The 22482-nt window shown below is 73.5% G+C and carries 25 protein-coding genes and 1 tRNA gene; 14 read left to right on the top strand and 12 right to left on the bottom strand.

Annotation, left to right across the window (positions count from 1 at the left end):
• Nucleotides 1–25 precede the first annotated feature (25 nt).
• Nucleotides 26–102 (bottom strand) — tRNA-Pro (locus ACF3NH_RS02350).
• A 203-nt stretch (nt 103–305) separates the two neighbouring features.
• Between ACF3NH_RS02350 and ACF3NH_RS02345 the strand changes: the two genes are divergently transcribed.
• Nucleotides 306–800 carry a c-type cytochrome gene (locus ACF3NH_RS02345; RefSeq protein ID WP_422921729.1) on the top strand — a complete coding sequence of 165 codons (495 nt, stop codon included), beginning with the start codon at nt 306–308 and terminating at the stop codon, nt 798–800.
• Nucleotides 801–830: 30 nt separating this feature from the next.
• On the opposite strand, the gene ACF3NH_RS02340 is transcribed toward ACF3NH_RS02345, so the two are convergent.
• Entirely contained in the window at nt 831–1544 is a 714-nt protein-coding gene (locus ACF3NH_RS02340; protein ID WP_422921728.1) for a cytochrome b/b6 domain-containing protein, read from the bottom strand.
• Nucleotides 1545–1627: 83 nt separating this feature from the next.
• On the opposite strand from ACF3NH_RS02340, the gene ACF3NH_RS02335 reads away from it, so the two are divergent.
• The 8 genes from ACF3NH_RS02335 (at nt 1628) to ACF3NH_RS02300 (ending at nt 7473) form a co-directional block, all read left to right on the top strand.
• Nucleotides 1628–2605, top strand: coding sequence for a LysM peptidoglycan-binding domain-containing protein (locus ACF3NH_RS02335; protein WP_422921727.1), 978 nt, complete (start codon nt 1628–1630; stop codon nt 2603–2605).
• Nucleotides 2606–2710: 105 nt separating this feature from the next.
• Nucleotides 2711–3439: a phosphatidylserine decarboxylase gene (locus ACF3NH_RS02330; protein WP_198365976.1), complete on the top strand. Its 729-nt coding sequence runs from the start codon at nt 2711–2713 to the stop codon at nt 3437–3439.
• Nucleotides 3439–4338, top strand: coding sequence for a CDP-alcohol phosphatidyltransferase family protein (locus ACF3NH_RS02325; protein WP_198365977.1), 900 nt, complete (start codon nt 3439–3441; stop codon nt 4336–4338). The genes ACF3NH_RS02330 and ACF3NH_RS02325 overlap by 1 nt, the downstream gene beginning before the upstream one ends.
• Before the next feature lie 163 nt (nt 4339–4501).
• Complete coding sequence (locus ACF3NH_RS02320; protein WP_422921725.1) at nt 4502–5200, top strand: S1 family peptidase; 699 nt, start codon at nt 4502–4504, stop codon at nt 5198–5200.
• Between the two features lie 140 nt (nt 5201–5340).
• Nucleotides 5341–5775: a CBS domain-containing protein gene (locus ACF3NH_RS02315; protein ID WP_198365979.1), complete on the top strand. Its 435-nt coding sequence runs from the start codon at nt 5341–5343 to the stop codon at nt 5773–5775.
• Nucleotides 5776–5876: 101 nt separating this feature from the next.
• Nucleotides 5877–6347, top strand: a complete 471-nt coding sequence (locus ACF3NH_RS02310; protein WP_422921724.1) for a hypothetical protein — start codon at nt 5877–5879, stop codon at nt 6345–6347.
• A 181-nt stretch (nt 6348–6528) separates the two neighbouring features.
• A complete protein-coding gene (gene mscL / locus ACF3NH_RS02305) occupies nt 6529–7035 on the top strand; it encodes a large conductance mechanosensitive channel protein MscL (RefSeq protein ID WP_198365981.1) in 507 nt (168 codons plus the stop codon).
• A gap of 45 nt (nt 7036–7080) precedes the next feature.
• Complete coding sequence (locus ACF3NH_RS02300) at nt 7081–7473, top strand: metallopeptidase family protein (protein ID WP_198365982.1); 393 nt, start codon at nt 7081–7083, stop codon at nt 7471–7473.
• Nucleotides 7474–7596: 123 nt separating this feature from the next.
• Here ACF3NH_RS02300 and ACF3NH_RS02295 read toward each other — a convergent pair whose 3' ends face one another.
• The 5 genes from ACF3NH_RS02295 to ACF3NH_RS02275 all read right to left on the bottom strand — a co-directional run bounded on the left by ACF3NH_RS02295 (nt 7597) and on the right by ACF3NH_RS02275 (nt 10701).
• Nucleotides 7597–8316, bottom strand: a complete 720-nt coding sequence (locus ACF3NH_RS02295; RefSeq protein WP_198365983.1) for an NAD-dependent deacylase — start codon at nt 8314–8316, stop codon at nt 7597–7599.
• A 93-nt stretch (nt 8317–8409) separates the two neighbouring features.
• On the bottom strand, nt 8410–8889 hold the full coding sequence (locus ACF3NH_RS02290; protein WP_422921722.1) for a copper chaperone PCu(A)C: 480 nt from the start codon (nt 8887–8889) through the stop codon (nt 8410–8412).
• 95 nt (nt 8890–8984) lie between these two features.
• A complete protein-coding gene (locus ACF3NH_RS02285) occupies nt 8985–9362 on the bottom strand; it encodes a hypothetical protein (protein WP_198365985.1) in 378 nt (125 codons plus the stop codon).
• A gap of 55 nt (nt 9363–9417) precedes the next feature.
• On the bottom strand, nt 9418–10017 hold the full coding sequence (gene thpR, locus ACF3NH_RS02280; protein WP_422921721.1) for an RNA 2',3'-cyclic phosphodiesterase: 600 nt from the start codon (nt 10015–10017) through the stop codon (nt 9418–9420).
• A gap of 6 nt (nt 10018–10023) precedes the next feature.
• Nucleotides 10024–10701: an arylesterase gene (locus ACF3NH_RS02275; protein ID WP_422921720.1), complete on the bottom strand. Its 678-nt coding sequence runs from the start codon at nt 10699–10701 to the stop codon at nt 10024–10026.
• Here ACF3NH_RS02275 and ACF3NH_RS02270 point away from each other — a divergent pair.
• The 3 genes from ACF3NH_RS02270 (at nt 10700) to ACF3NH_RS02260 (ending at nt 14864) form a co-directional block, all read left to right on the top strand.
• Complete coding sequence (locus ACF3NH_RS02270; RefSeq protein ID WP_232477021.1) at nt 10700–11434, top strand: ABC transporter ATP-binding protein; 735 nt, start codon at nt 10700–10702, stop codon at nt 11432–11434. The two genes, ACF3NH_RS02275 and ACF3NH_RS02270, sit on opposite strands and share 2 nt — an antisense overlap.
• The gene (locus tag ACF3NH_RS02265) at nt 11431–13935 is read left to right on the top strand and encodes an ABC transporter permease (protein WP_422921718.1); all 2505 of its coding nucleotides are present in this window, start codon (nt 11431–11433) and stop codon (nt 13933–13935) included. The genes ACF3NH_RS02270 and ACF3NH_RS02265 overlap by 4 nt, the downstream gene beginning before the upstream one ends.
• A gap of 143 nt (nt 13936–14078) precedes the next feature.
• Nucleotides 14079–14864 carry a Bax inhibitor-1/YccA family protein gene (locus ACF3NH_RS02260; RefSeq protein WP_198365990.1) on the top strand — a complete coding sequence of 262 codons (786 nt, stop codon included), beginning with the start codon at nt 14079–14081 and terminating at the stop codon, nt 14862–14864.
• Nucleotides 14865–14948: 84 nt separating this feature from the next.
• Here the strand turns inward: ACF3NH_RS02260 and ACF3NH_RS02255 are convergent, their stop codons facing one another.
• From ACF3NH_RS02255 to ACF3NH_RS02240, 4 genes are all read right to left on the bottom strand, one after another.
• The gene (locus ACF3NH_RS02255) at nt 14949–15527 is read right to left on the bottom strand and encodes a CarD family transcriptional regulator (protein WP_422921717.1); all 579 of its coding nucleotides are present in this window, start codon (nt 15525–15527) and stop codon (nt 14949–14951) included.
• A 307-nt stretch (nt 15528–15834) separates the two neighbouring features.
• The gene (gene fdxA / locus ACF3NH_RS02250; protein ID WP_198365992.1) at nt 15835–16167 is read right to left on the bottom strand and encodes a ferredoxin FdxA; all 333 of its coding nucleotides are present in this window, start codon (nt 16165–16167) and stop codon (nt 15835–15837) included.
• A 170-nt stretch (nt 16168–16337) separates the two neighbouring features.
• The gene (locus ACF3NH_RS02245) at nt 16338–16646 is read right to left on the bottom strand and encodes an RNA-binding S4 domain-containing protein (protein ID WP_422921716.1); all 309 of its coding nucleotides are present in this window, start codon (nt 16644–16646) and stop codon (nt 16338–16340) included.
• A gap of 13 nt (nt 16647–16659) precedes the next feature.
• The gene (locus ACF3NH_RS02240) at nt 16660–19518 is read right to left on the bottom strand and encodes a helicase-related protein (protein ID WP_422924705.1); all 2859 of its coding nucleotides are present in this window, start codon (nt 19516–19518) and stop codon (nt 16660–16662) included.
• 181 nt (nt 19519–19699) lie between these two features.
• Between ACF3NH_RS02240 and ACF3NH_RS02235 the strand changes: the two genes are divergently transcribed.
• Both ACF3NH_RS02235 and ACF3NH_RS02230 read left to right on the top strand, forming a co-directional pair.
• Nucleotides 19700–20260, top strand: coding sequence for a hypothetical protein (locus ACF3NH_RS02235; RefSeq protein WP_422921715.1), 561 nt, complete (start codon nt 19700–19702; stop codon nt 20258–20260).
• A 52-nt stretch (nt 20261–20312) separates the two neighbouring features.
• A complete protein-coding gene (locus ACF3NH_RS02230) occupies nt 20313–21482 on the top strand; it encodes an MFS transporter (protein WP_422921714.1) in 1170 nt (389 codons plus the stop codon).
• Here ACF3NH_RS02230 and ACF3NH_RS02225 read toward each other — a convergent pair.
• Nucleotides 21479–22336, bottom strand: a complete 858-nt coding sequence (locus ACF3NH_RS02225) for a metallophosphoesterase family protein (RefSeq protein ID WP_422921713.1) — start codon at nt 22334–22336, stop codon at nt 21479–21481. The two genes, ACF3NH_RS02230 and ACF3NH_RS02225, sit on opposite strands and share 4 nt — an antisense overlap.
• Nucleotides 22337–22482: the final 146 nt, after the last annotated feature.

Here is a 22482-nt window from a genome sequence, read left to right as displayed (position 1 = left end):
GGGGCTTCCGCCCGGCCGGATCATTTGGTCGGAGCGAGAGGATTCGAACCTCCGGCCCCTGCGTCCCGAACACAGTGCTCTACCAGGCTGAGCTACGCTCCGTCGTTCCGGCCGGGCGTCATCGGGTCAGGGCGCGGCGTATACCGCCCCGCCGGGGGCTCGGCAAGGGTGGGTGGAGGGTCCGGCGCAGAAAACGGTGCGGAAAAACCGGCGGCCACTTTTCGGCTTCCAATTTTTGCGGCGCGCGAGGCTCAATGGTTCCCCTGCTATCCCCCCTGCCACTTCTCCTGCCGGAGTTGAAGCTGATGAGACTGAAGCCGCTGCTCCTGGCCGGCGCGCTCGCCGCGGCCGGCCCGCTGACCACCGCCGCCCTCCTGCCCACCCTGACCGGCCCCTGGATCGGCGCAGCCCAGGCCCAGGGGGCTGTCAGTGCGGGCGATGCCATCGCCGAGCGCAAGGCGGGGCTGAAGCGCATGGCGGCCCATATGGAGGCGATCAAGGGGATCGTCGACGGCGGTGGCGCGGTGGCGCCGGTGGCGGAGCGCGCGCAGGACATGACCCGCTTCTTCGAGGGTTTTCCGGCGCTCTTCCCGCCCGGCAGCGATCAGGGCGAGACCAGGGCCCGGCCGGAGGTCTGGTCCGACCGCGCCGGTTTCGAGAAGGCCGCCGCCAACATGGTGCTGGCCACCCGCAAGCTCGGCGAGGCGGCGGGCAGCGGCGACGCCGCGGCGGTGGCCGCCGCCTTCCGCGAGACCGGGGGCACCTGCGGCGCCTGCCACCGCAGCTACCGCGCCCGCTGAGCCGGAGCCGCCGGTTCCACCAGAAGCGGGTCAGCCCAAGGTGGAGAGGGCCCAGACCAGTGCGGCCGCCAGGCCCAGCAGCAGGGCGGCCAGCACCGGCGAGCCGAGGCGCGGCGGCTGGCCCGCCCAGCCCGCCGGCAGGCGCTTCACGCCCGTCACCATCGGCCGCACCAGGTCCTGCCGCTTGGCCAGGGCGTAGAGCAGCACGGCAAGGATGTGCAGCCCGGCCAGGGCCAGGATGAGGTTGAAGTTGCGGAGGTGGATGAAGGTCATCCAGTCGCTGAGCCAGCCGGGCGCCCGCGCCGCCAGCGGTCCGCGGGTGAAGATGAGGTCGTCGGCGAAAAGGCCGCTGACCGCCTGGAGCAGCAGCACCGCCAGCAGCAGCAGCACCATCCAGCCGCCGGCGGCATTGTGGCCGAGCTCGGTGTCCGGCTCGCGGCGGAAAAGGTGCCGCAGATGCCCGAGCGCGGCCAGCGGCGAGCGCAGGAAGCGGCCGAAGCGCGCCGTGTCGGAGCCGAGCAGGCCCCAGGCCAGGCGGAACAGCAGCAGCGCCAGGATGATGTAGCCGCTGGTCAGGTGCAGATCCATGCGCCCGGTCTCGGCACTCCACCAGGACAGGCCGATCAGCGCCACCATGCCCCAGTGCAGCGCCCGGACCCAGATGTCCCAGACCTTGACCTTGATCCCGGCCTCGCCGCCTTGCATGGCGTCCGGCACTGGCCCCTCCTCCTCCGGTCCCGCCACGATAGGACATGCCGTGGCCGCTGCCGGGCAAGCGTCTTCTGGTCCTTGTGGCGAGAGGGCGATCCGGGCCAGATTGCGATATCATGATGACAGCGAAGCGAAACGGCCTTCCGGCCCTGCTGGGCGGGACGGCGCTGCTGGCCCTGGCCGGGCTCGCCGGGTGGCTCTGGACGGCGCCGCGGGCCCCGGAGCGGCCGGTCGTCGCGGCCGCCCCGCCGGCGGCGGCCCCGGCCGCCTTGCCTCCGGCCACCGCGCCCGACCGGCCCGTGGCGGGAGCGCCGCGCTTCGACATCGCCCGCATCGGCGCCGGCGGCGATGCCGTCATCGCCGGCCAGGCCGCGCCGGGGGACGAGGTCAGCCTCACCGGGAATGACCGCGAGCTGGGCCGGGCCCGCGCCGATTCGCGCGGCGCCTGGGTGATCCTGCCCGAGGTGCCGCTGGCGCCCGGGACCCATGCGCTGTCGGTGCAGGCGCGCGGCGCCGATGGCAGCAGCCGGCTGGGCGGGGAGACGGTGGTGGTGGTGGTGCCGGAGCGCGGGGGCGAGGCGCCGCTGGCCGTTCTGCTGCCGCCGCCCGAGGCCCCGACGCCCGCTCCGGCGCGCAGCCTGGCCGGCACGCCGGGCCGGCTCGGCCTGGAGGTCATCGAATATGACGAGGAGGGAGCGATGCGCTTCGCCGGCGGCGCCCCGCCCGGCAGCCTGCTCCGCCTCTATATCGATCAGGCCCATGCCGGCGAGGCGCGGGCGGACCGGGAGGGGCGCTGGGAGATGCAGCCGGCGCCGACCCCCGAGCCGGGCCGCCACACCCTGCGGCTGGACCAGATCGGCGCCGGCGGCAAGGTGGCGGCGCGGCTGGAGCTGCCCTTCCAGCGCGACCGCCATGCCGGCCCGCCGGCGGCGGGGCAGGTGGTCGTGCAGCCGGGCAACAGCCTCTGGCGCATCGCCCGCCGCAGCTATGGGCGCGGCACGCGATACACGGTGATCTACGCGGCCAACCGGTCGCAGATCCGCGACCCGGCCCGGATCTACCCGGGGCAGGTCTTCGCCCTGCCGGCGCGCTGAGCCGGGCCGGGCGCCGAACCAGGGGGCGCGCAACCGAGGATCAGACGGCGGGTTGTCCCGCCGGGAGTTGTTTGGCTCCCCGCGACAGACCATAACCGGGGCATCATGGCGCTTATCGAAAGCCTTCGTCTGGTTCTGGCCCCGCCGCATCCGGCCGGCCGTCCCTTCATCATCGGCGGCGCGGCGGTGGCCGTGGTCGGTGGCCTGTTGCTGGGCTCCTGGCTGTTCTGGCTCGGCGCCGCCTTCACCGGCTTCTGCCTGTACTTCTTCCGCGATCCCGAACGCGTGGTGCCGGACCGGCCGGTCTTCGTGGCACCGGCCGATGGTCGGGTGGTCAGCGTGGCCCAGGCCGTGCCGCCCGCCGAGCTGGGCCTCGGCCCGGCGCCGCGCTGGCGCGTCGCCATCTTCCTCTCCGTGCTCGACGTGCATGTGAACCGCAGCCCGGCGGATGGCGTGGTGACCAAGATCGCCTACCGTGCCGGCAAGTTCGTCAATGCGAGCCTGGACAAGGCCAGCGAGGACAATGAGCGCAACGCGCTCGCCATCCGCCTGAGCAACGGGCAGGAGATCGGCGTGGTGCAGATCGCCGGCCTGATCGCCCGCCGCATCCTCTGCGACGTGCGCGAGGGGGACAGCCTGCGCGCCGGCGAGCGCTTCGGCATCATCCGCTTCGGCAGCCGCACCGACCTCTACCTCCCCGAGGGCGTCCGCCCGCTGGTCCTGGAGCACCAGCTGATGGTCGGCGGCGAGACGGTGATCGCGGAGCTGGACCCCGCGCCGCCGCGCCGCGCCGAGGGCCTGGCCGACCCCGCCGCCGCGGGTGGCCTCCTCTGATGGATGCGTCGCGCCGCCGCCGCTTCCGTTTCGCCCGGCGGCAGCGCCCGCGCCTTCAGGGTCAGTCCTTCAACCGGCTGATCCCCAACATCCTGACCCTGCTCGGCCTGTGCGCCGGGCTGCTGGCCATGCGCTTCGCGCTCGACGAGCGCTGGGAACAGGCGGCCGCGCTGATCATCCTGGCCGGCGCCATCGACGGGCTGGACGGCCGCCTGGCGCGGCTGCTCAAGGCGACCAGCCGCTTCGGCGCCGAATTCGACAGCCTGGCCGATTTCCTCTCCTTCGGCGTCGCGCCCTGCATGGTGCTGTATCTCTGGACCATGCACGACTATCGCGGCATCGGCTTCGTGCCCTGCGTCATGTTCGCCGTCTGCATGGCGCTGCGGCTGGCGCGCTTCAACGCCGCGCTGGAGGCGCCCGTGCCGCTGCCGGGGCCGGCGCCCAAGCCGGCCTATGCGCAGAGCTTCTTCACCGGCGTGCCGGCGCCGGCCGGCGCGCTGCTCGCCATGTTCCCGGTCTTCACCTCCCTCGCTTTCGCCGGCTGGGGATGGGACAGCATGGCCAACGCGGTGCGGCATCCGCTGTTCGTCGGGCTGATGCTGATCGGCACGGCGCTGATGCTGGTCAGCACATGGCCGACTTGGTCCTTCAAGAACTTCAAGGTGCGGCGGGAATACGTCCTGCCGCTGCTGCTCTCGATCGGCGCCTATGCCGCGCTGCTGGTCAGCGAGCCCTGGGCGGCCCTGGGGGCGGCGGGGCTGATCTACTGCGCCATGCTGCCCTTCTCGATGCGCTCCTACCTGCAACTGAAGCGCGAGACGGAGGCCCTGATGGAGCCCATCGGCCCCTCGCCCGAGGAGGGCGTGGCGGAGGCCATGCCGGGGCAGCACCGACCCTGACGGGCCTTGCCGCCGGCCGGCGGTGAGGCTCGCAGGCCCGCATGGATCATTCTTGAGACTCCCGCGCCGGAATGCTAAGGATCCCAGGGGTTTCCACGAACATCCTTAACAGATACTAGAGATGTTCAGGGGAAATTAAACCTTTTGGTTTGATGGAGCAGCGATGCGGCGAGGCTGGACAAGGCGGCGTCTGCTGGTCGGGGCGCTGGGCGTTCCGGCCCTGTTGTCCGGCTGCGCGTCGCCGCTGGCGGAGCAGGCGCTGGGAACGCCCGCGCAGGACATCGCCGCGACCGGGATCGCCGCCCTGGAGGGGCGTGGGGTCGCCGTGGCCTTCGATGCCGAGCACGTGCTGACCTGCGCGCATCTCCTGGGCGGGAGCGGGCGGCTCCGCCTGACGCGCGGCGATGGGCGCAGCGAGGCCGAGGGCGTGGTTCTCGCCCGCAGTCGCCGCATGGATCTCGCCGTGCTGCGCGTCCCGCGTGGCTTCCTGGCGCCGGTCCTGCGGGCCGCCGACCGCCCGCGCGAGGGCGAGACGGTCTGGGCGGCCGGCGTGCCGCAGCTCGGCGCCGGCATCGCGCGGGGTCATGTCGAGGCGCCGGATGCCGAGATGCCGGGCTTCGGCCGGGGCTTCACCGCCCGCATGCCGGCCCTGATGGGCTATTCCGGCGGACCGGTCGTGGATGCGGAAGGGCGGCTGCTCGGCCTCACATCGGCCCTGCCGGACCCGGGCGCGGCCGGGGCGCTCGCCCTGCTGACCGGCGCCGACCTCGACGGGCTGACGCGGCGGGACCGCCGGATCTTCGCCCTGGCCATCCATCGTGCCGAGGCCGAGGCCCTGCATCTGCTGTCCCTGGCGGGGTAGGGCCCGCAACCGGAGCGCGCGGCGGATCACCGAGTTTTACCTGGACTTCGCTTCCCGCCCGCCGGCATCGTTCCGCGTGACAACCGAAGGAGGGGCGGCCGCCCCGGCCAGGCGCCCCTCCGGAACGAGGGAAGCGTGCCATGACCATTTCCCGGATCCTGCGCGACAAGGGCACGGAGGTCGTCTCTGTCGCCCCCGAGGATGACGCCATCGCCATCGCCCGCGTGCTGGCGCGGCACGGCATCGGCGCCGCCCTGGTGCGCGACGACACCGGCCGCATCCTCGGCATCGTCAGCGAGCGTGACATCGTGCGGGCCCTGGCGCGGGATGAGGCCGCCGCCGCCCGGCTGCCCGCCACCCGCCTGATGACCGCGGTGCGCCACACCGTGCTGCCCGAGACCCGCATCACCGAGGCCCTGGCCAAGATGACGGAGGAACGCGTGCGCCACCTGCCGGTGATGGAGGCGGAGCAGCGGCTGATCGGCATCGTCTCCATCGGCGACCTGGTCAAGGCGCGGATCGCCGATGCGGAGAACGAGGCCAGCGCCCTGCGGGACTACGTCACCTCGGCCTGAGACGGCCACGCTCCCGGTGGCGAATCCGGTGGCCAAGCGCCAGCGCAACCTTTCGCGGCGGTCCGTGTTTGGCGCTCAGGATGACCAAAGGGAGAACTGCCATGAGGATCCTGATGATCGGCGCCGCGGGTCTGGCCCTGACCCTGGCTGCCTGCGGCACCAACGAGCGTGACCGGGTGCAGGGCGGTGCCGCCGCCGGCGCGGCCACCGGAGCGGGCGTGGGCGCGCTGGGCGGGCCGGTGGGCGCCGCGGTGGGCGCCGTCGTCGGCGGTGGCGCGGGCGCCGTGACCGGCGCGACCACCTCGCCGAGCGACGTGAACCTGGGCAAGCCGCTCTGGCGCGATCCCGAGGTCCGCACCCCGCTGGATGAGCAGAACCGCAGCCGCGCCCGCAGCTCCAGCGGCCAGCGCGGCACGCGCGGTGGCGATGTCAACGCGGCCTACATGGGCGGCGGCATGGTGGTCGAGGAGGGCGGCACGCCGCGCAACCCCGGCACCGCCCCGGCCTCCACCACGTCCACGGGGACCCCGGGCGCCACGCCGGTCAATCCGGCGCCGCGCGCTACCCCGTAAGGGCCGGCCTTCCCGGCGGCGCGCCACGCGGGAGATGGCGCGCCGCTCTCCGGGATGTTCCCTCGGTCACGGTTCCGCCTGGTTTCAGAGTGTGATGATGTGTGGCGGGCCGTCGCCGCAGGATGGCGCCGGCCGCCCCGCCGCATCGCCTTGTGCCGCAAGGCCTGACCGAGGATCCGCCATGAAGCCACCCATTCCCGTCCGCGAACCGCAATGGCTGAAGGAATTCAAGGCCTTCATCATGCGCGGCAATGTCATCGACCTCGCGGTCGGTATTGTCATCGGCGCGGCCTTCACGACCATCGTCAATTCGCTGGTCGCCGACATCATCAACCCCCTCATCGGTCTGCTGATCGGCGGCGTGGACTTCTCCAACCTCTTCGTGGTGCTGAGCGGCGAACGCGGGCCCTCGCTGGAGGCGACGCGGCAGAGCGGTGCCGCGGTCATCGCCATCGGCCTCTTCATCAACGCCATCATCAAGTTCCTGATCGTCGCCATGGCGATCTTCTGGCTGCTGCGCGTGCTGACCAAGCTGCGCATCCGTGAGGAAGCCAAGCCGACCGAGCCGCCGGGCCCGACGACGGAGGAGAAGCTGCTGATGGAGATCCGCGACGCCATCCGCGATCAGGGTCCGTCCACGCCGCTGCCGGCCTCGCCGCTGCCGGCGCCGACGCCGCCGGTCCGCTGAGCGGCGCGGTCGCGCCCAGCCGGGGGTGGTGATAGAAGCCTGGTCATGCGCTTCAACCATCCCCCCTCCCTCGAGGATCTGCAGGAGATGGCCGAAACGGCCTTCTCCGCCATCCCCCAGGCCCTGCGCGACGCCGTCCGCGGCACCGCCATCCTGGTCGAGGACGTGCCCGACGAGGCCACGCTGGAGGCGCTCGATCTCGAGCACCCCTGGGAACTCACCGGCCTCTACCGCGGCATTCCGCTGACCGAGAAGACGCATCTCGGCGTCGCCTCGGAGCCGGACACCATCCTGCTCTACCGCGAGCCCATTCTGGTGGAGTGGATCGAGACCGGGGAGGATCTGTTCCGCCTGGTCCGCAACGTGCTCATCCACGAGATCGGCCACCATTTCGGCTTCTCGGACGAGGACATCGCCCGCCTCGAGGGCGAAGGCTGAACCACGGCCCGCCGCGGGCTTGGAGCAGATCCCGATCAGGTGGACCTACCTGATCGGGTGAGGCGGCTCTCGAGAACACTGTGCTGGAGCGGCTGCCGTGAGCCGGTGCGAACGGAAACCGCGCTAGCGGCATTCGGCCAGCAGGCCCTCCACGAAGGGCGGCACGATCTCGGTGGCGGGGCCGCGGTCCACCTCGTCGAAGAGATGCGACACGGCGCTGGGCTCGAGGTTCAGCTCCACCGTGCGGGCACGGTCGCGCACCGCCTCGATGAAGCCCGCCGCCGGATGCACCTGTCCCGAGGTGCCGATGGAGAGGAAAAGCTCGCAGCGCTCCAGCGCCGCCCCGATCAGCGACAGGCCGCGCGGCTCCTCGCCGAACCAGACGATGTCGGGCCGCAGGCCCCCCGCCTGGCCACAGGCGGGGCAGGGCGTCTCCGTCGAAAGATCCTCCGCCCAGTCCTGGCCCCGGCCGCAGCGCAGGCAGCGCACGCGGCACAGGCTGCCGTGCATGTGCAGCAGGTGGCGCGTCGCCCCCGCCATGGCGCGGTCGTGCAGGTCATCGACATTCTGCGTCACCAGCAGCACCGGCGAGGGCCAGTGGCGCACCAGGCGCGCCAGGGCGTGGTGCGCGGCATTGGGCTGGATGGCGGGATCACGCAGTTGCGCCCTGCGGGCGTTGTAGAAGGCATGCACGCGGGCCGGGTCGCGCGCGAAGGCCTCGGGCGTCGCAACATCCTCGATCCGGTGCTTCGCCCAGAGGCCGCCCTCGTCGCGGAAGGTGGCGAGGCCGGATTCGGCGGAAACCCCGGCGCCGGTCAGGATCAGAAGAGGTGGTGCGCTCATGCCCCGCAGAACTGGGGCGCGGCCGGAGGCGGATCAAGCCTCCGGGGGACCATCCGCGGCGGCGGGGCGGGCGCTCCCCCCGCCGCCCCGGCCTCAATGCTGGTGCTGACCGCCGCGCGCCCCGGCGGCCTCCACCGCCAGATCGACCTTCACCGCGCCCGCGCGTTCGAAGACCAGCGTGACCGGCACCCGCTCGCCCTGCTTCAGCGGCTGCTTCAGGCCGATCAGCATCAGGTGGTAGCCCCCCGGGGCGAGCGTCACCTCCTGGCCAGGGGCGATGGCGAGGCCGCCTTCCACCGGCCGCATGCGCATCACCCCGCCATCCTGGATATGGGTGTGGATCTCCACCGCGCGGGCGATGTCGGCCTGGCCGGAGACCAGCCGGTCGGGCGTGGCGCCGGTGTTGCGCAGGGTCATGAAGCCGGCGCCGGTGCCGTTGGCCGGCGCGGCACGGCTCCAGGGATGGCCGATGGCGATGTCGCCGGCGGTGTAGCTGTGCGCCAGCGCGGCGGCCGGCAGGGCGGCGGCGAGGAGGCCGGGCAGCAGGAGGGAGAAGGAGCGTCGGGACGGCATGATGGCTCACACGGGCTTTGGGCGGCCGGGCGCCGGGACGATGCCGTCCGGCGCCGCCGCCTGGAGAGGACGGAAGGCGTGGCGAGGTCTGGTGCTCAGGCGAGGGGCGGTCCGCGCGGCCCGTGCGCCGCGGGCCATCGGGCCGGACCGGGCCTGTCCGGCGCGCCCGTCATGGTCGGCGGGGCGGCCAGGGCCAGGGCGGCCCCGGCCTGGGGCGTGAGCGGCGGCAGGCCGGTCTGCGGCGGCGGATGGCAGGCCAGGCAGCCGCCCTCCGGCGCCGCGAGGGGCGCGCCGCCTTCCTCCGCCGGCGCGTGCCGCAGCAGCAGGCCCTCCGCGGTGCAGATCGGCACCACCCAGCCGGCCTCGCGCGCGGCGCCGCGCAGGGCGTGATGCAGGCAGGCGGCCGGGACCGCGGCCGCCTGCAGCAGCAGCAGGCCGATCAGGACCGGGAGGAGGCGGCGCGGCCGGGACATGCCCCTTGCCTAGAGCAGATTCCGATCCGAGGACATCACCCGATCGGACGCCGCTCTAATGCCCCGCCTCGTGGCTGGCCAGGGGATCGGGGGAGGGATCGAGGGGCGGGCGCGGCCGGCCGTCGAGGGCATAGTCCACCTCCGCCTCGTAATGCGCCTGCTCCTTGCCGAGGCGGGAGGAGAAGAGGCAGAAATGGTCGATCGGCACCGGCTCGGGCCGGAACAGGTTGTGCGCCTGGACGAAGGCGATGAGCTTGTCCGGCGCCGCCTTCTCGGTGCGGGCCAGGGTGACGTGCGGGGCGAAGCGCCGCCGCTCGGGCGGCAGGCCGGCGCGCTGCAGGGCGGTCTCCACCTTGCTCTGAAGGTGCAGCAGCGCCTCGTTGCGCTCCGCCTTCACATGCAGCGAAAGCAGCCGGCCGGCCTTCTCGAACAGGTCGACGCCGCCAAGCTGCAGGTCGAAGGGCCGGGCGCGGATGCCGGCCAGGGCCTCGTCCACCTCATCCGCCTGCCAGCCCTCGATCTCGCCGATGAAGCGCAGGGTGAGGTGGTAGTTCTCCGGCGGCACCCAGCGGGCGCCGGGAATGCCGCCCGCCAGGTCGGCCAGGTGTTCCCGCAGCGTATCCGGGATGGGCAGGGCTACGAAAAGGCGTGGCATGATGGCTCATCCTCCCTGCACCTTGGACAACAACCTCCGCACGGCGGGAAGCATCCGCCGTGCCACTTCCTCCGCGCCCCGGGCATTGGGGTGGATGCGGTCGGGCTGGTTGAGCGAGGGCTCGCCGGCGACGCCATCCAGGAGGAAGGGGTAGAAGACCGCCTCGGGATACTCCCGCGCCAGGCGCTGGAAGGTCTCCGAGAACTCGCGCCCGTAATCGGCGCCGAGATTGGGTGGCGCCAGCATGCCGGCCAGCAGCACCGGCAGGCCGCGCGCCTTCAGCCGGGCCAGGATGTCGGACAGGTTGGCGTAGGTCTCGGCCGGCGGGACGCCGCGCAGCCCGTCATTGCCGCCGAGCGCCACGATCACCGCCTGGGGATCGTCGGCCAGCGCCCAGTCGAGGCGCGAGCGGCCGCCCGCCGTGGTGTCGCCGGAGACGCCGGCATCCACCACCGTCACCGCCGCGCCGGCCTCGCGCAGCAGCGCCTCGAGCCGCCGCGGCAGCGCCTCGGCATGGTCCAGCCCGTAGCCGGCGGTGATGGAATCGCCCAGCATCAGCAGCCGGACCGGCTCCGCGGCGCGGGGGCCCGGGATCGCGGCGGGCAGCGCGATCGGGATGAGATACAGTCCGAAACCGAAAAGGGCCCTTCGCACTGCGGCACGGCGGCCATATCTGCGGATCATGCTGGACGCACCCAAGGCCATCCCTTCCTCCGCCGCAAGCCCCGATGGCCCCGCCGCACCGCTGATTCGGGCAAGGGGCCTGACCTTCAAGGTGGCGGCGGCGGGGGGTGAGGTCAACATTCTCCGCGGCCTCGACCTCGATGTGGGGGCCGGGGAGGCAGTTGGGCTGGTCGGCCCCTCGGGCTCCGGCAAGACCAGCCTGCTGATGCTGCTGGCCGGTCTGGAGCGCCCTTCCGGCGGGTCCCTGAGCGTCGCCGGGGCGGATCTGGCGGCGATGGACGAGGACGCGCTCGCCCGCTTCCGCCGCGAGAGGCTCGGCATCGTCTTCCAGTCCTTCCACCTCGTGCCGACCATGACGGCGCTGGAGAACGTCGCCATCCCGCTGGAGTTCTCCGGCCGCGCCGACGCCTTCGACCGCGCCCGCGAATCCCTGGAGAAGGTCGGGCTCGGCCACCGGCTGGAGCACTATCCGGGCCAGCTCTCGGGCGGCGAGCAGCAGCGCGCGGCCCTGGCCCGGGCCGTGGTCGCGGGCCCCAGCCTGCTGCTGGCCGACGAGCCCACCGGCAACCTGGACGGCGCCACCGGGCAGAAGGTTATGGACCTGTTGTTCGGCCTGCGCGAGCAGCTCGGCACCACCCTGGTGCTGATCACCCACGACCCGGCCCTGGCCGCGCGCTGCGGCCGGCGCCTGCGGATGGCGGACGGGCTGCTGGCCGGGGACAGCGCCGCATGAGCCAGACCCTGCGGCTCGGCTTCCGCTTCGCCCGGCGGGAACTGCGCGGCGGCATCAGGGGCCTCAGAATCGTGCTGGCCTGCCTGGCGCTCGGCGTCGCCGCCATCGCCGCCGTCGGCACGCTGCGCGCCGCCACCGAGGCCGGGCTGGTCGAGGACGGCGCCCGCATCCTGGGCGGCGACCTGGAGGTGCGGGTCTCCTACCGCCCCATGCCGCAGGCGGCGCGGGACTGGATCGCCGCGCGCGGCGGGCGGCTCTCCGAGGTGGTGGAGATGCGCGCCATGGCGGTCGCCGCCTCCGGCGAGCGCGCCCTGGTCGAGCTGAAGGCGGTGGACCAGGCCTATCCGCTCTATGGCGCGCTGACGCTCGACCCTCCGCAGGCGCGACTCGCCCCCGGCACGGTGGCGCTCGACCCGCTGGTGGCCGAGCGGCTCGGCCTGCGCCTGGGCGATCCGGTGCGGCTGGGCGAGGCCCGCTTCCGCCTCGCCGGCACCGTCGCCTCCGAGCCCGACAAGGTGGCGAGCCCCGCCATCCTCGGCCCCCGCGCCATGATCGCGCTGGCCGACGTGCCGGGCACGGCGCTGATCCAGCCGGGCAGCCTGGTGGAGTACCACTACCGCATCGCCCTGCCGCAGGGGACCGATCCGGCCGGTTTCGCCGCCGCGCTGCGCGCCGCGCAGGATGACGGCGGCTGGCGCATCCGCGACGCGCGCGATGGCTCCCCGGGCGTCAGCCGCTTCCTCGACCGCGCCGCCTCCTTCCTGACGCTGGCCGGGCTGACCGCGCTGCTGGTGGGCGGCATTGGCGTCGCCACCGGCGTGCGCGCCTGGCTCGACCAGCGGGCGCGGACCATCGCCACGCTGCGCTGCCTCGGCGCCCCGGCGCGGGTGATCTTCGTCACCTACCTGATCCAGGTCATGGCGCTGGCCGCGCTCGGCATCGCCATCGGCCTGCTGGCCGGGCAGGGGCTGACGCTGCTCGCCGCCCGCGCGCTGGAGAGCGTTCTGCCGGTGCCGCCGCGCCTCGGCTTCCACGCCCGCCCGCTGGCCGAGGCGGCGCTCTACGGCGTGCTGACCGCCCTGGCCTTCGCCCTCTGGCCGCTTGGCCGGGCGCGGGAGATCCCCGGCGCGGCGCTGTTCCGCGACGCGGTGCAGCCCCAGGCGGCGCGGCCGCGCTGGTCGCTGCTGGCGGTGAACGCCGCCGCCGTGCTGGCGCTCGTGGCGCTCGTCGTCGGCACCGCCGAGCAGCCGCGCTTCGCGCTCGGCTTTTGCGGCGCGGCGCTGGGCACGCTGCTGCTGTTCCGCCTCGGCGCCGCCGGGCTGATGGGGCTGGCGCGGCGGCTGCGCGGCGCGCGGCGGCCGGCGCTGCGGCTGGGCCTGGCCAATCTGCACCGGCCCGGCGCGCCGACGCCGCTCCTGCTGGTGGCGCTCGGCATCGGGCTGACCACCCTCTCGGCCATCGCCATGATCGAGGGCAATCTGCGCCGGCAGATCGGCGGTCAACTGCCGCAGGCGGCGCCGAACTTCTACTTCATCGACATCCAGTCCGATCAGGCGCAGCGCTTCGACGAACTGGCCCGGGCGCAGCCCGGCGTCGCGGAGGTGCGGCGCGTGCCCTCGCTGCGCGCCCGCATCAGCGCCATCGAGGGCGTGCCGGTGGAGCGCATCCAGGCCAGCGAGGACACCGCCTGGGCGCTGCGCGGCGATCGCGGCCTGACCTACGCGGCGACGCCGCCGGAGGGCACGCGCCTCGTCGCCGGGGAATGGTGGCCGGCCGATTACCAGGGGCCGCCGCTGCTCTCCCTCGATGCCCGGCTGGCCGAGGGCTGGGGGGTCGGCCTCGGCGACACGGTGACGGTGAACGTGCTCGGCCGCGACGTCTCCCTCCGGGTCGCCAGCCTGCGGCAGATCGAATGGCAGGGGCTGGGGCTGAACTTCGTGCTGATCGCCTCGCCCGGCCTGCTCTCCAGCGCGCCGCACACGCATATCGCCACCGTGCGCGGCGATCCGGCGCAGGATGCCCGGCTGCTGCGGGTGGTGACCGACGCCTTCCCCAATGTCTCTGGCATCCGCGTGCGGGACGCGCTGGAGGCCGTGGCGGGGCTGCTGGAGCGGCTCGGCGCGGCGATCTCCGCCGTCGCCGCGGTGACGCTGGCGGCCGGCGGGCTGGTGCTGGCCGGCGCCATGGCCGCCGGGCAGCGGCGGCGCATCCGCGATGCCGTGGTGCTGAAGGTGGTGGGCGCGACGCGGGCGCAGATCCGCCGCGCCTGGATGGTGGAGTTCGGCCTGCTCGGCCTGACCGCCGGCCTGCTGGCGGCGCTCTGCGGCACGGCGGCGAGCTGGGCCGTGGCGCGCTTCGTCATGCGGACGGACTGGATCTTCCTGCCCGGCACCCTGGCCGCGACCATCCTCGGCTGCACGGCCCTGACCCTGCTGCTGGGCTATGCGGGAACGGCGCTGGCGCTCCGCACCCGCCCCGCGCCGCTGCTGCGTAACGAATAGGCGGCGGCCGGCGCGGCGGGGGGCGATGAAATTTTCCTGGCGGATGGAGGGCCGCCGCGATAACCGTTGATCGAGATTACGAATCTTCCATATATGATCGCGACACCCGCGGATTCTCCGCGCTGTGAGGAGTTTCGAACCCTATGGCCTCTGGTCCCGACTATCGTTACACGACGGGCGCGACCGGCTGGGGCCGCGCGGCGACGACCGACGCGGCCGCCATCGACGCCGGCCTGCGCGCCTATATGCTGCGCGTCTACAACTGGATGGCGTCCGGCCTGCTGCTGACGGCGATCGTCGCCTATGTCATCGCCAACACCGGCGCGGCCGACCTGTTCTACACCCGCGTGATGACGGCGCGCGGCGCGGCGACGCAGCCGACCATCCTCGGCCTCGCCGCCATGTTCGCGCCGCTGGCCTTCGTGCTGGTGCTCTCCTTCGGCGTCAACCGGATGAGCAAGAGCACGGTGCAGGGGCTGTTCTGGCTGTTCTGCGCCACCATGGGCGCGAGCATGTCGAACATCTTCGCCATCTACGTCGGCGCCTCGATCGCCAGCACCTTCTTCGTCACCGCCGGCATGTTCGCCGCGGTCAGCCTCTACGGCTACACGACGAAGGCGGATCTGACGAAGCTCGGCTCCTTCATGATGATGGGCCTGATCGGCATCATCATCGCCGGCCTGGTGAACATGTTCATCGGCAGCCCGGCCATCGCCTTCGTCATCAGCGTCGTGGGCGTGGTGGTCTTCGTCGGCCTCACCGCCTGGGACACCCAGCGCATCAAGGCGGACTACATCGAGTACGCCTATGCCGAGGGGTCCGAGATGGCGGCCAAGCGCAGCGTCTTCGACGCGCTGGGCCTCTACCTGAACTTCATCAACCTGTTCCAGCTGCTGCTGCAGTTCATGGGCGTCCGCCAGCAGGACTGACCGTCCCGCCCGGCGCGAACGGGAACGGCCCCGGAGGCTTCGGCCTCCGGGGCTTTTTTCATGCCGGCTGTCTCATGCCCGCCCTCAGCCCTGCTTCAGATGCTCCAGCAGCTTGGTCATCGCCGCCGACTTGTCGGTGCCGTCCAGCGCCGCCACCTCGGCCGCCAGCCGGTCCATCGCCAGCTCGTAGATCTGCCGCTCGGAGAAGGACTGGTCGGGCTGGCCGGCATTGCGGTGCAGGTCACGCACCACCTCGGCGATCTGCACCGGGTCGCCGCTGTTGATCTTCTGCTCGTATTCCTGGGCACGGCGGGACCACATGGTGCGCTTGATGCGGGCGCGGCCCTTCAGCGTGTCCAGCGCCTCGTCCATGGCGCCGCCGGCGGCGAGCTTGCGAAGGCCCGAGGAGGCCGCCTTGTTCAGCGGCACCCGCAGCGTCATCCGGTTCTCCTCGAAGGTGACGATGATCACCTTGAGTTCCTGCCCGGCCACCGCCATGGTCTCGATGCCCTGCACCTGGCCGACGCCATGGGTCGGATAGACGACGTGGTCGCCCTCCCGGAAGTCGCTGCCGGGATTGCCGAGGGGCTTGGGCGGCGGGGCGGGACGGACGGGGCCGGCGGCGACGCCCTCGCTGGGGGAGGGGGCCTGGCCCTCGGCCATGCCCCGCCGGGCGCCCGGCCGCGCGGGGGAAGCGGTTCTGGTCTCGGCCGCGGCCGGCTGGGATGAGGGGGTAGAGGTTTTCGCGCCGGCGGGTGACTTCATCCGCTTCCTACTCCTGCGAACCGGTGGTACGGAGACGGGCATGGCCACGGGCGCCCTCCCCATGGCCTGCCTCAATCCTACGCAACCTGAAAGGTTGGGGCGGCACGGCCGTACCGGCAACCGGACCCGCGGGAACCATAGCAAAAAAAACCGCTTCCGTCACGCCAGGCCCCCCGCGCGCCGGTTGGGGCCGTGGCGCGCCGCGTCAGGGCTGGCCGGGGTTGGGGCTCAGCAGGGCCTTCTTGTCCGGCTTGCCGTTCCATTCCTCGGCATCGGCCGGCGCGTCGCCCTTGCGGGTGATGTTGGGCCATTGCTGGGCATAGTCGCGGTTGATCTCGGCCCAGTCGGCGGCGCGGTCGTCGCTGTCGGGCACGATGGCCTCGGCGGGGCATTCCGGCTCGCAGACACCGCAATCGATGCATTCGTCCGGATGGATGACGAGGAAGTTCTCGCCCACGTAGAAGCAGTCCACCGGACAGACCTCGACGCAGTCCATGTACTTGCAGCGGATGCAGTTCTCGGTGACGACGTAGGTCACGGTCGGAATCCCTCTGCGCCACGCACCGGGCGCACCTGATCTATGTCTGCGGCCCGTGTCTGCGGCCCGGTCGCCCGGGCCGGCCGCGTGCGGCGGAGAAATGGACTGCCGGCGGGCCGGAGGCAACCGTCTTTCTGGCCCCGCCCGCGGAGGGCAGGGCTGCGGCCTGGTCAGGTCCGGCCGCCGCCCGCCGCGTCGAGATCCTCGTACAGGCCCCGGGCCTCGGGCGCCGGGCCGCGCCGCGCGGCCAGGGCCAGGATGCGCCAGACCCGCACGGTGCCGTGCTGCGGGCCGCCCAGCGCCAGGGTCAGGATGTCGCCAGGCCGCAGCCGGGCGTGCGCCTTCTCCACCGGCTGGCGGTTGAGGCGGACCGCGCCGCGCTCCACCAGGCGGGAGCAGTCCGCGCGGGTCTTGGCCACCCGCGCGCACCAGAGCCATTTGTCGAGCCGCTGCCAGTCCCGATCCTCGGTCTCCGCCACGGCGCCGCCGCCGTCAGTCCTTGCCGAGCTTCAGCCGGGCCAGCACGGCGAAGGGGCTGTCGGGGTCAGGGCCCTTCTCCCGGGCGGGGGCGAAGCTGTAGGAGCGTCCTTCCTGGCGGTCGTCGCGCGGGCGGCGATCGCGCCGCTCGTCGCGCCGTTCATCCCTGGGGCCGCCCTTGCCCTGGAAACGAGGCGGGCCGTCGCGGCGCGGCGGGCGCTGGTCGTGGCGCGGGCCGCGCTCGGCGCGGGCCTCGCCCCGCGGCGCGGCCTCGGCCGGAGCCCCCTCGGGGGATGCCGCCTCGGCGGCCGTTCCCTCGGCCGGCGCCCCGGCGGCGGGCCGGGCCTCGCGCGGCGGCCGCTCACCCCCCCGCTCGCTTCCTCGCTCGTTCCCTGGGCGGGACCGCTCGCCACGCCGCTCCCCGCGGGGGCCATGGCGCGGCGGGCGGCCGCGGCCGTGATCCTCGCGCCGGGCGCTGACCATGGCGGGGCCGGGCGGGCCGAAGGCATCCTCGGCCAGGGTCTCGGCCGGGATCAGCCGGAAGCCCAGGGTCTGCAGCACCACCGGCAGCACATCCGCCTTGACGCCCAGGCGGCTGGCGACATCGGGCGGCAGCATGGCCGGCGCCCGGCGCGTCAGGTGGCCCAGCTCGCCGGCGACCCGCTCGGCGACATCGAGGCGCAGCATCACCGGCCCGGCCATCACCCAGCCCATGGTGGCGGCGAAGCCTTCCGGCCAGTCCTCCGGCGGCGGGACGGAGACCAGCCCGCCGCCCGGCAGGGCGGGTGTCGGGCAATCCGCCTTCAGTGCCCAGAGCTGCGCGCGCAGCGCCATCGGGCGCGGCTTCAGCATCTCGGGCAGATAGAGGGCGAAGCGGCCGGCGCGGATGCCGATGGCCTTCAGCTTCTGCCGCAGCTCGGGGTTGATCTCGGCCTCGGTGCCGCCGGGCATCAGGCCGAGATACTCCCGCAGCCGGAAGGCCGGGCCACGCAGCGTGTTGTCCTCCGCCGCCTTGGCCTCGACCGTGTCAAGCGCCGCGAAGTCGCGCTTCAGCATGGTTTCCAGCCATGTGGCGAGGCGGGAACGCACCCGCTCGCGCTGCGCGCCATCCAGGAACTCGGAGGCCAGCGGCTCGATCAGCGGCTTGTCCGGCGCGGGGCCGGGCCTCAGGCGCGCGATCTCGGCACCGTTCCAGGTGATGCTGTGGGTCGGGGTCAGGGCGAAGGCGTCGTCGGACGCCGTTTCCATCTCAGTCACGCGCTTCGGCATCTCACTCTGCAGGGCACGGCGGGCAGCACGCAGGACGAGCTTGCGCTCCTCCCCATTACCCGCAGACGCATCGGGTTCAAACACGAAACCCGTCACATGGCCAACCGGATGGCCTTCTACCACCACCTCCCCCTTGCGGGTCACGGCGGAGAGCAGCTCTTCCGCCGAGTCGTCGAGGCGTCGGATCAGGTGCGCGGCCCGTCGGTCGACGAAGCGGGCGGTCAGGCGCTCGTGCAGCGCGTCGCTGACCGCGTCCTCGGCGGCGCGGGCCTCGTTCTGGTAGCGGGCCGCGTCGCGGAGCCAGTCGGCGCGGGCGGCGATATAGCTCCAGACGCGGATGGCGGAGAGGCGGGCCATCAGCGTGTCGAGGTCGCCCTCGATGCTGGCGCATTGCGCGATCTGCGTGCCCACCCAGTCGGCGGGCAGGTGCCCCTCGCGCGCCAGATGCGCGAAGACGCGGGCGCAGAAGCGGGTGTGGCTGTCATCCGCCAGCTTGCGGAAATCCGGGATCTGGCAGGTCTCCCAGAGCAGGCGGAGGCGGGCGCGGCCGGTCGCCAGGGCGCGCACCTCGGCCTCGCGCGAGAGGGCGGCCAGGGTGATGTGGTCGGTCGCGTCATGGCCCTTGGCCAGGCCCGGCACCGGCGGCGGCGCGGCCAGGCTGTCGAGCAGCGCGTCGATGCCGCTGAAGTCGAGCTCGGCATTGCGCCAGGCCAGCGTCATCAGCGCCTCGAACTGGTGCTCCTCGATCTTGCCGACGATCTCGTCCGGCAGGGGCGGGCAGTCGGCGGTGGTGCCGAAGGTGCCGTCGCGCATGCCGCGCCCGGCGCGCCCGGCGATCTGCGCCGCCTCCTGCGCCGAGAGCGGGCGGGGGCGGTGGCCGTCGAACTTCTGCAGGGAGGCGAAGGCGACATGGTCGACATCCATGTTCAGCCCCATGCCGATCGCATCCGTCGCCACCAGGAAGTCCACCTCGCGGTTCTGGTACAGCGCCACCTGGGCATTGCGGGTGCGCGGGCTGAGCCGGCCCATCACCACGGCGCAGCCGCCGCGCCGGCGGCGGATCGCCTCTGCGATGGCATAGACCTCGCCGGCCGAGAAGGCGACGACGGCCGAGCGCGGCGGCAGCTTGGTCAGCTTGGCCGGGCCGGCATAGGTGAGCTGCGAGAGGCGGGGGCGCGTCTCCACCTCGGCCTGCGGCACCAGCCGCTGCAGCAGCGGCCGGATGGTCTCGGCGCCGAGGAACATGGTCTCGACGAGACCGCGCGCGTGCAGCAGCCGATCGGTGAAGACATGGCCGCGATCCGGGTCGGCGCAGAGCTGGATCTCGTCCACGGCGACGAATTCCACCCGCCGGTCGAGCGGCATGGCCTCCACCGTGCAGGCGAACCAGCGCGCCTCGGGCGGGACGATCTTCTCCTCGCCGGTGATCAGGGCGACATGGCGGGCGCCCTTGGCGGCCACCATGCGGTCGTAGTTCTCCCGCGCCAGCAGGCGCAACGGAAAGCCGATGATGCCCGAGGCATGCGCCAGCATGCGCGTGATGGCCAGATGCGTCTTGCCGGTGTTGGTGGGGCCGAGCACCGCCTTCACCCGCGCGGGGAACATGGCTCCGCCAGCGCTGGAGGAGAGGGGGCGCTGGAACGGACGCTGGGCGAGATCGGGCATCGCCCCGCCTGTGTGGCGCCAAAGGGGGGGATTGGCAACCGCCCGTTACAACTTGGCCTCCGGCCTTAACCGGGCGGCAGGGCCTGGCGGGCATCCTGCGGCCTGATCCCGGAACAAGACCATGCGGCGCACCACCTTCCTGATGACCACGGGCCTTTCCGCCCTGCTGGCGCTGGCCGGCCTGGGCGGCCTGGCCGTGACCATGGGCGCGCGCTGGCTGGTGCAGGAGGTGACGGCGGAAAGCCAGGCCGCCGCCTGGCGCCAGGACCTGGCGTTGCAGGCCGCGATCCTGGCCGGGCGCGCCGCCCGGCTGGAGGCCGGCGACGCCGCCGCGGGCGGGGTGGAACTGGAGCGGCTGCGCGCCGGGCTCGTCACCCTGCTCGGGGACATGGCGGCGGGGGAGAGGCCGGAACTGGCCGGCCTCGCGGCGCGGTTGCCGGCCTCCCCCGGCCCCGCCATCCCGCCGCTGCGGCGGGCGCTGGAACGGTGGGGCGGCGAATGGACGGAGGCGGGGCGGCAGGCGCAGATGCGGGCCGGGCAGGCGCGGCGCCGCCTGGGCGCCCTGCTGGAAGGCCTGTTCTCCGCCGGGATGGTGTTCACCGCCATGGTGATGCTGCGCGCCGTCCTCGGCGTCATCTGCGAGCGGCGCGCCGGGGCGGGGGAGGCGCCACCCGCGCCCTGAGGCCGGCGGGGCTTCGCAGGCCGCCCTGGCGGGCGCAGCCTGTCCGGCGACCATGCCGCCCCGATTCGCGATCACCCGCCACGTCCTGCTGCTCGGCAGCGTCTTCGCCGGCATCGGCGTGGTGCAGCCCTTCCTGCCGGCCTTCCTGGCGGCACGCGGCCTCTCGCCCGGGGAGGTCTCGCTGGTGCTGGCGGCGGGCTCGGGCATCCGCCTGCTGGCCGGCCCGCTGGCCGGCCGGGGCGCCGACGCGCTGGGTGACCCCCGGCTGCTGCTGGCGCTGGCCGCCCTGGCGGGGGCGCTGGCCTCGGGCGGCTACCTGCTGGCCGGCACGGTGCTCGGCTTCCTGCTGACCCAGCTCGCCTTCCACGCCGCCTCGGCGCCGCTCACCCCGCTGACCGACACGCTCTGCCTCGCCGCCGCGCGCCGGGACTGGCTGGATTACGGGCGGGTGCGCGCGGCGGGCTCCCTGGCCTTCATGGCGGCGGCGATGGCGGCCGGCTGGCTGGCCGGCCGGTTGGGGCTCGGCGTGGTGCCGCTGCTGATGGGCGGCGCCATGCTCGCCACCCTGGCCGCCGCCCTCCTGCTGCCCCGCGCCGGGGCGGACGGCCGGAGCCTGGCGCGGCGGCGGGAGGGCGGCTTCCGCGCCACGCTCCGCCTGCCGGGCTTCATCCGGCTGCTGCTGCTCTCGGGCCTGATCCAGAGCAGCCACGCGGCCTACTACGCCTTCGGCAGCATCCACTGGTCGGCGGCCGGGCTCAGCGCCACCGGCATCGGCCTGCTCTGGGCGCTGGGGGTGGTGGGGGAGGTGCTGCTCTTCCTGCTTGGGCGGCGGCTGGTGGCGCGCCTCGGCGCGCGCGGCCTGGCGCTGCTCGCCGCCGGGGCCGGGGTGCTGCGCTGGAGCACCCTCGCCGGCACCGCCTGGCTGCCCGCCCTGGTGGCGACGCAGCTGCTGCACGCCCTCACCTTCGGCGCCCAGCACCTGGCGGCCATGCAGCTGATCCTGGCCCTGGTGCCGCCGGCCCAGGCCGGAACCGCCCAGACGCTGCATGCCGCGCTGGGCGTGGGGCTGATGAGCGGCAGCATGACGCTGCTCTGCGGCCCCCTCTATGCCGCCTGGGGCGCCGGCGTCTTCCTGGTCATGGCCGGCCTCTGCCTCCTGGCCCTGCCGCTGGCGCTGGGCCTGCCCCGGGGCGGGGCGGGCGCGTCGGCGGCTCCGTCCTAGACGGCGGGAGCGATGGCCTCCGCCTCGTCCAGCGTGTGCGCCGGCCAGGCCGGGGCGGCGGCGCTGACCCAGGCATGGCCGTTCCAGCGGCGCGGCTCGATGCGGGCCTGTCCCTGGCGGATGACGATGCGGTTGTAGGCATTGGGCTCGCCCCGCAGCCGCGTCGAGATGGCCGAGCCGGCCTGGACCACCAGCAACTCGGGCCGCGCCGGGCCGCCAGGCCGCGCGGTCTCGGCGACGCCCCGGTGCAGCCGCACATAGCCCCGGTGCAGATGCCCCGAGAGGATCAGCCGCACCCCCGCCGCCTGCAGGCGCTCCAGCGCCGGCGCGGCGCGGCGCGCCAGCGGCGTGTCCGGCGCGTCCTCCGGCGCCAGGAACGGATGGTGGGCGACGACGATGCGGAACAGGCCGGGCGGCGTCTCCTCCAGCCGGTCCAGCAGGCGCCGCAGCCGGCTGCGCTTCACGCGACCGCCCTCCCAGGAGAGATGCAGCCCGCCGCGCACCACCGTGTTCAGCCCGATCACCGCCATGACCTCGTCGCGCCAGACGGGCTCGGTCTCGCCACCGATGAAACGGTGCCAGCGGCCGAAGGGATCGAGGAAACGCTCCCAGGGCCAGTAGTTCGTGATGTCGTGATTGCCCGGCACCACCAGCACCGGCGCCTTCAGCGCCTCCAGGAAGCGCCGGGCCGCCTTGTACTCGCGCGAGCGGGCCCGCATCGTCAGGTCGCCGCTGACCGCCACCAGATCGGCCGGGTCGCCGTTCAGCGCCGCCAGCAGCCCCTCGGTCGCCGTCGGGTCGATCCGGTTGAAGTGCAGGTCCGAAATGTGATCGATGCGGCGCGTCTGTGGCATGCCCCCTGTCCCTGTGCCTCCCGTTCCTGTCCGGCTCCGCCCATGTCCTCCGGCGCGCCGGGGCCGGCGGCCGTCTCCGCAGCGTGAACGCCGCGCCGCCCCGATGGATGCGCCGCACCACCACGCCCACTGCGGGAGCACGGCCT

The sequence above is a fragment of the Pseudoroseomonas sp. WGS1072 genome, assembly GCF_049340465.1.
GTDB lineage: Bacteria > Pseudomonadota > Alphaproteobacteria > Acetobacterales > Acetobacteraceae > Pseudoroseomonas.
Note: the sequence above shows the minus strand (reverse complement) of the source record. Positions and strands in the feature narration are given on the sequence as shown.

Bases quoted from the DNA above. Each gene is read 5' to 3' on its own strand.
- ACF3NH_RS02345 (WP_422921729.1), top strand. From the start codon at position 306: ATGAGACTGAAGCCGCTGCTCCTGGCCGGCGCGCTCGCCGCGGCCGGC.
- ACF3NH_RS02335 (WP_422921727.1), top strand. From the start codon at position 1,628: ATGATGACAGCGAAGCGAAACGGCCTTCCGGCCCTGCTGGGCGGGACG.
- ACF3NH_RS02330 (WP_198365976.1), top strand. From the start codon at position 2,711: ATGGCGCTTATCGAAAGCCTTCGTCTGGTTCTGGCCCCGCCGCATCCG.
- ACF3NH_RS02325 (WP_198365977.1), top strand. From the start codon at position 3,439: ATGGATGCGTCGCGCCGCCGCCGCTTCCGTTTCGCCCGGCGGCAGCGC.
- ACF3NH_RS02320 (WP_422921725.1), top strand. From the start codon at position 4,502: ATGCGGCGAGGCTGGACAAGGCGGCGTCTGCTGGTCGGGGCGCTGGGC.
- ACF3NH_RS02315 (WP_198365979.1), top strand. From the start codon at position 5,341: ATGACCATTTCCCGGATCCTGCGCGACAAGGGCACGGAGGTCGTCTCT.
- ACF3NH_RS02310 (WP_422921724.1), top strand. From the start codon at position 5,877: ATGAGGATCCTGATGATCGGCGCCGCGGGTCTGGCCCTGACCCTGGCT.
- mscL (WP_198365981.1), top strand. From the start codon at position 6,529: ATGAAGCCACCCATTCCCGTCCGCGAACCGCAATGGCTGAAGGAATTC.
- ACF3NH_RS02300 (WP_198365982.1), top strand. From the start codon at position 7,081: ATGCGCTTCAACCATCCCCCCTCCCTCGAGGATCTGCAGGAGATGGCC.
- ACF3NH_RS02295 (WP_198365983.1), bottom strand. From the start codon at position 8,316: ATGAGCGCACCACCTCTTCTGATCCTGACCGGCGCCGGGGTTTCCGCC.
- ACF3NH_RS02290 (WP_422921722.1), bottom strand. From the start codon at position 8,889: ATGCCGTCCCGACGCTCCTTCTCCCTCCTGCTGCCCGGCCTCCTCGCC.
- ACF3NH_RS02285 (WP_198365985.1), bottom strand. From the start codon at position 9,362: ATGTCCCGGCCGCGCCGCCTCCTCCCGGTCCTGATCGGCCTGCTGCTG.
- thpR (WP_422921721.1), bottom strand. From the start codon at position 10,017: ATGCCACGCCTTTTCGTAGCCCTGCCCATCCCGGATACGCTGCGGGAA.
- ACF3NH_RS02270 (WP_232477021.1), top strand. From the start codon at position 10,700: ATGCTGGACGCACCCAAGGCCATCCCTTCCTCCGCCGCAAGCCCCGAT.
- ACF3NH_RS02275 (WP_422921720.1), bottom strand. From the start codon at position 10,701: ATGATCCGCAGATATGGCCGCCGTGCCGCAGTGCGAAGGGCCCTTTTC.
- ACF3NH_RS02265 (WP_422921718.1), top strand. From the start codon at position 11,431: ATGAGCCAGACCCTGCGGCTCGGCTTCCGCTTCGCCCGGCGGGAACTG.
- ACF3NH_RS02260 (WP_198365990.1), top strand. From the start codon at position 14,079: ATGGCCTCTGGTCCCGACTATCGTTACACGACGGGCGCGACCGGCTGG.
- ACF3NH_RS02255 (WP_422921717.1), bottom strand. From the start codon at position 15,527: ATGGCCGAGGGCCAGGCCCCCTCCCCCAGCGAGGGCGTCGCCGCCGGC.
- ACF3NH_RS02240 (WP_422924705.1), bottom strand. From the start codon at position 19,518: ATGTTCCCCGCGCGGGTGAAGGCGGTGCTCGGCCCCACCAACACCGGC.
- ACF3NH_RS02235 (WP_422921715.1), top strand. From the start codon at position 19,700: ATGCGGCGCACCACCTTCCTGATGACCACGGGCCTTTCCGCCCTGCTG.
- ACF3NH_RS02230 (WP_422921714.1), top strand. From the start codon at position 20,313: ATGCCGCCCCGATTCGCGATCACCCGCCACGTCCTGCTGCTCGGCAGC.
- ACF3NH_RS02225 (WP_422921713.1), bottom strand. From the start codon at position 22,336: ATGCCACAGACGCGCCGCATCGATCACATTTCGGACCTGCACTTCAAC.